At 71.5% G+C, this 3834-nt stretch carries 3 protein-coding genes and 1 pseudogene; 3 read left to right on the forward strand and 1 reads right to left on the reverse strand.

The window, feature by feature from the left end; translation table 11 throughout:
• The 3 genes and pseudogenes from Q4F04_RS14860 to Q4F04_RS14870 all read left to right on the forward strand — a co-directional run.
• Positions 1-700 (forward strand): annotated as a pseudogene (locus Q4F04_RS14860) (hypothetical protein); the annotation flags it as partial.
• Positions 701-858: 158 nt separating this feature from the next.
• Complete coding sequence (locus Q4F04_RS14865; protein WP_303370575.1) at positions 859-1266, forward strand: CopG family transcriptional regulator; 408 nt, start codon at positions 859-861, stop codon at positions 1264-1266.
• 29 nt (positions 1267-1295) lie between these two features.
• The gene (locus tag Q4F04_RS14870) at positions 1296-2522 is read left to right on the forward strand and encodes a PHB depolymerase family esterase (protein ID WP_303370576.1); all 1227 of its coding nucleotides are present in this window, start codon (positions 1296-1298) and stop codon (positions 2520-2522) included.
• Between the two features lie 408 nt (positions 2523-2930).
• Here the strand turns inward: Q4F04_RS14870 and Q4F04_RS14875 are convergent.
• On the reverse strand, positions 2931-3834 hold a 904-nt coding region (locus tag Q4F04_RS14875; protein WP_303370577.1), incomplete at its 5' end, for a tripartite tricarboxylate transporter substrate-binding protein.

Here is a 3834-nt window from a genome sequence, read left to right on the forward strand (position 1 = left end):
GGGCAATGACGCGCTTGACGGCGGCGCGGGGACGGACCGGGCGCTGTTCGGCGGGGCGGCCACGAACTACGGCTTTGCCCTGAACGGGACAAGCATCGTCGTGACGGCGATTTCCGGCACCGACGGGGCCGACACGCTGTCCAACGTCGAGGAACTCAGCTTCGGCGGCACGGTGATGACCCTGCGGCAGGGCACGGCGGCCAACCAGCCCCTGAACGGCGCCAACAACGTCGCCGACCTGCTGCTGGGCTTTGCCGGCAACGACACGCTGAACGGCCTGACGGGCAACGACATGCTGCTGGGGGATGTCGGCAACGATGTCCTGAACGGCGGCGGCGGCCGGGACGTGCTGGCGGGCGGCGCGGGGGCCGACCGCTTCGTGTTCATCTCGGCGGCGGACAGCGGCCTGGGCGCGGCGGCGCGGGACGTGATCCGCGACTTCGAGCTGAACGTGGCGGGCGAGGTGATCGACCTTTCGGCCATCGACGCCCGCACCGGGGGCGGCAACAACGGCGACCAGGCCTTCACCTTCATCGGCGGGGGCAACTTCACGGGCGGCAATGCCAACGGCGGGCTGCGGTTCTTCCAGCAGAACGGCAACACCATCATCCAGGGCAGCACCGACAACGACACCCAGGCCGAGTTCGAGATCGAGCTGACCGGGATCCGCGCCCTGACGGCGGGCGACTTCATCCTGTAACGGGACCGCCCCCGGCCCGCGGCCCACACCACACCGGGCCCGCAGCCTACCCCCCCCCGCGGGCGGCCCGGCCATTTCGCCGGTTGCCGAAAAGCGTCCGTTCCCCCTTGCGTCAGGGGTATGATCCTCCATATACCATCCACATGGATGGCAAGAAGATGAATCAGAAACTCCCCAAACCGCTCGACAACGAGAAGATCACCATCAACCTGGGCCATGTGGACCTGGGCCGGATCGACCTGCTGGTGCAGGAAGGCTTCTACGGCAACCGCAGCGACTTCATCCGCACGGCCATCCGCAACCAGTTGACCGCCGAGGCGGATGCCGTCAGCCGATCCATCGAACGCCACACGCTGGAGATGGGCCTGCGCGACGTCACCCGCGCCGAGCTTGAGGCGGCGGTGGCCCGCGGCGAGACGCTGCACATCAAGGTGGTGGGGCTGGCGCGGATCGCGCCCGACATCGACCCGGAACTCGCCCGCGCAGCCATCGGCTCGCTGACCGTGCTGGGCGCGCTGCAGGCCCCGCCTGCGATCAAGGCGGCCCTGAAGGACCGCATCACCTGAAGGGCCGAGGCCCGCGAGGAAAATTAGACATGGACAGCCAATTCGCGACGGCGATGAGCCGGGCGCTTGAACAGACACGCGCCGGCAACCCCGCCGAAGCCACCCGGATCATTCAGGCGGCGCTGGCAGGGGGCGGGGCGCCGCAGGCGGACACCGTGGCGACAGGCGCGGCTGCAGCCATGCCGCGCAAGCCCCTGCCCGAGATCGAGGACGCCGAGGTGGTCGAGGTGCATCCGCCGCGCCAGCCCGCGCCCGGCCTCTCGGGCCTGAGCGGCCTCAAGGCTCCGCACATGCAGCAGGGCGATCTGCAGCGGATGCTGGACAACCTCGGCTGCATGGTGCCGCAAGGGCTGAACGGGCTGCCGCAGGGCCTGCCCGGCATGGCCCGCACGGCGGCCCAGCCCCCTGTCCCCGAGGGCGCGCGCTACGAGACGCGCAGCTTCGCCTCGGACCACGGGACGCGCGACTACCGCCTGTTCGTGCCCTCGGACCGCGATGGCGGGCCGAAAGGTCTGGTGCTGATGCTGCACGGCTGCACCCAGAACCCCGACGACTTCGCCTGCGGCACCGGCATGAACGCCCAGGCCGAGCGCCACGGGCTGATCGTCGTCTATCCCCACCAGTCCCGCGCCCATAACGCGCAGGGCTGCTGGAACTGGTTCCGCCCCGAGGACCAGCGCGCGGGGTCCGGCGAGGCCGCGCTGCTGGCGGCGATGGCCCAGGCGGTCGCGGCCGAGTTCGCGGTTCCCGCGGACGCCGTCTTCGCGGCGGGCCTGTCCGCCGGGGGGGCGATGGCCGCCACGCTGGCCGCGACCCATCCGGGCGTCTTCGCCGCGGTCGGCATCCATTCCGGCCTGCCGCACGGGATCGCCCATGACATGCCCTCGGCCTTCGGGGCGATGCGCGGGCAGGGCGGGCGGGCGCCGCGCAGGACCGAGGGCGCGGTGCGCCTGATCGTCTTTCACGGCATGGCCGATGCCACGGTCCACCCCTCGAACGCCGAGGCGCTGGTCGCCGCCGCAGGTCCCGCCCTGCGCGGCACCGCCCGGCGCGAGGCGGGCCGGTCCGACGGCGGGCGCAGCTACAGCCGCGAGATCGTCGAGGCCGCGGACGGCACGCCCCTGGTCGAATCCTGGCGGATCGAGGGCGCGGGCCACGCCTGGTCGGGCGGCCGCCCCGAGGGCAGCTACACCGACCCCGCAGGCCCCGACGCCTCGGCCGAGATGGTCCGATTCTTCCTGCAGCGGGGAAAGTGAGCGGGACGGCGGGCATCACCCCTGCAGGACCGCCGGGCTTCGAGGCTGGGTGAGCCTGCAGCCCGCGATCCCGTGCCGGTCAGGCATCAGGCGGCCAAGCGCCCCGATTGTCCGTCAGGGGCCGGGCCGTCGAAAGCGGGAAAGGATGTGATCTCATCGCACCGGGACCGGCCTGCCGGGCGCGCTGTTTCGGATGCGCTTCGGCTGCCCCGAGAGACTTGCCCAAGGGCCGCCGCGCGGGGGATGCCCGCCTTGAACGCCTCGGCCCGCGCCCGGTCCCGAGACACTTGCAAGAGGCGGCATCGGGACCGGCAGGGGGAATACGACCGGACCCCGGCCCTGCGGGGCCGGGGTGTCAAATGCAGGGATGTCAGGCCCGCGGCCTGCCGTCAGGGCAAAGCCCCGGTCTCAGTCCACCTTGATCCCGCTTGCGGCGATGAGGTCCTGCCACTTGGCGACCTCGGCCTCCTGCGTGGCCTGCAGGCCTTCGGGCGTCGCTTCCTCCGCCGTTGCCGGGGTGGTGGCAAGCTCGGCGAAGCGCTCGGTCACCAGCGGGTCCTGCAGCGCCTCCTGCAGGGCCGCGACCACGGTGTCGATCACCGGCTGCGGCATCTCGGCGGGACCGTAAAGCCCCAGCCAGACCGTCGTCTCGAAGCCTTCCAGCCCCGATTCGGCCAGCGTCGGCAGGTCGGGCAGCGAGGGCAGCCGCTCGGCGCTGGTCGTGGCATAGGCCTTGACCGCGCCGCCGCGGATATGGCTGATCGTGTTGGTCGCCTGTTCGCAGATCATGTCGATCTGGCCGCCCAGAAGGTCGGTCAGCGCCGGGCCGGTGCCGCCATAGGGCACCATGATCATCGGCGTCTCAAGCCGGTTTTCCAGCAGCAGCCCGCAAAGATAGGACGGCCCGCCGACACCCGCGTTGCCGAAGGCCACCTCCTCGCCGTTGGTGCGGATGAAGTCGAGCGCCTCGGCCGCCGTCTCGGGCGGCAGGTCCTTGCGGCCCACCAGCGTCATCGGCGTGTGGCTGACGACGCCCAGGGGCTGGAACGCCTCGCGCGAGCCGTAAGCCAGCTTGCTGTAGAACAGGTCGTTCGTGGCCTGGGCCGAGGTGTGCAGCATCAGCGTGTAGCCGTCGGCATCGGCCCGCGCGACCTGGCCCGCGCCGATGGTGCCGCTGGCGCCGCCGATGTTCTCGATGATGATCTGCTGGCCCAAGGCCCGCGACATCGGCTCGGCCACCAGGCGCGCCACGGTGTCGGTCGGCCCGCCCGCCGAATAGGGCACCACGAGGGTCACGTTCCGGGTGGGATAG

This window comes from Paracoccus sp. (in: a-proteobacteria) (genome assembly GCF_030536915.1).
Classification (GTDB): Bacteria; Pseudomonadota; Alphaproteobacteria; order Rhodobacterales; family Rhodobacteraceae; genus Paracoccus.

Excerpts from the sequence above, each read along its gene's own strand:
- Q4F04_RS14865 (WP_303370575.1), top strand. The coding sequence starts at position 859 with ATGAATCAGAAACTCCCCAAACCGCTCGACAACGAGAAGATCACCATC.
- Q4F04_RS14870 (WP_303370576.1), top strand. The coding sequence starts at position 1,296 with ATGGACAGCCAATTCGCGACGGCGATGAGCCGGGCGCTTGAACAGACA.